This window comes from Mesorhizobium sp. P5_C1, assembly GCF_054049815.1.
The window spans coordinates 1-1,122 of sequence record NZ_JBFULQ010001048.1 but is presented as its reverse complement, the minus strand read 5'-3'; the positions used below and the strand labels follow the sequence as shown (position 1 = coordinate 1,122).

Annotated in this window: 2 protein-coding genes; both read right to left on the bottom strand. The window is 58.4% G+C overall.

Translation table 11 applies throughout. The features are described 5' to 3' along the window. Positions 1 to 130: 130 nt before the first annotated feature. The gene (locus ACXJ7R_RS33775; protein ID WP_457155578.1) at positions 131 to 778 is read right to left on the bottom strand and encodes a response regulator transcription factor; all 648 of its coding nucleotides are present in this window, start codon (positions 776 to 778) and stop codon (positions 131 to 133) included. Beyond that, the coding region (locus ACXJ7R_RS33770) for an ATP-binding protein (protein WP_457155577.1) at positions 775 to 1,122 on the bottom strand (348 nt) is incomplete at its 5' end. The genes ACXJ7R_RS33770 and ACXJ7R_RS33775, both read right to left, overlap by 4 nt.

The window sequence follows — 1,122 nt, the reverse complement described above, 5'->3', positions numbered from 1 at the left end:
CGTTCGAGGAAAGACTGAGGGGATGAGAACAGACGCACCGAGTGCCCCGCCGACTCCAGGAGATCCTCGATCGACTCGAGGACCCGAACGTCGTCATCGACAACCGCGATCGTTGATTTCCGTACAGTTTTCATTTCGAAGATATTCCTGCGCGCCGAGAATGAGTTACTGGTACTTGCAGCCTTTGGGCGATCCTCACGAGATCGGCCAGCGATGCTGCCTGCATCTTGTGCATGATCTTGCCGCGGTGGATTTGCAGCGTCACCTCACTGATCCCAAGTTCGGCAGCCGCCTGCTTGTTGAGCAGACCGCTGACGACCAGCGGCAGAACCTGGCGTTCGCGGGAGGTCAAGGAGGAAAGGCGGCGCTGTAGCGCCACAAGCTCGGCCCGCTCCAGGCGGACGCCGCAATCCCGATCGATCGCCGTGTGGATGGACTTCATCAACTCGGTTTCGCTGAACGGTTTGGTGAGGAAGTCCACGGCGCCGCGCTGGATGGCGCGTACAGAAGATGGAATGTCGCCGTGTCCGGTGATGAAGACGATAGGCGGATGTTGCTCGTGGCCGGTCTGTTTCTGGAATTCCAGCCCGTTGATGTCCGGCAGTTCGACATCGAGGATCAGGCAACCGGGCAGGTCCGGCCGAGGAAAAGCTAGATATTCGGCAATCGAGTTGAAGGCAACGGAAGCCAGGCCTCTTGCCGCCAGAAGGTCGCACAGCAAGGTCCATATGCGCTTGTCGTCATCAACGATGAAAATGATACAGTCGTCCTGGGTCATGCCGCATCGCCCGATTGGATCGGCAGCGTAAACGAGAACACCGTTCCCCTTGGCTCGATGCTCTCTGCCCAAAGCCGGCCGTCGTGTGATTCCAGTATCGAGCGACAGATTGCCAGGCCCATGCCCATCCCCTCCGCCTTCGTGGTGAAGAACGGTTCGAAAATTCGTTCTGGTTCGGCAATTCCGTCGCCGTTGTCGCGGACGTCGACCAGGATCGCGTTCTCCCCATAGCGACGTGATCCAAACTTCAGTGATTTCGACACGTCGGTTGTCGACTTCATTGCCTCGATCCCGTTGCGGACCAGATTGACCAGCACCTGCTGCATCTGCATGCTGCATCTGCA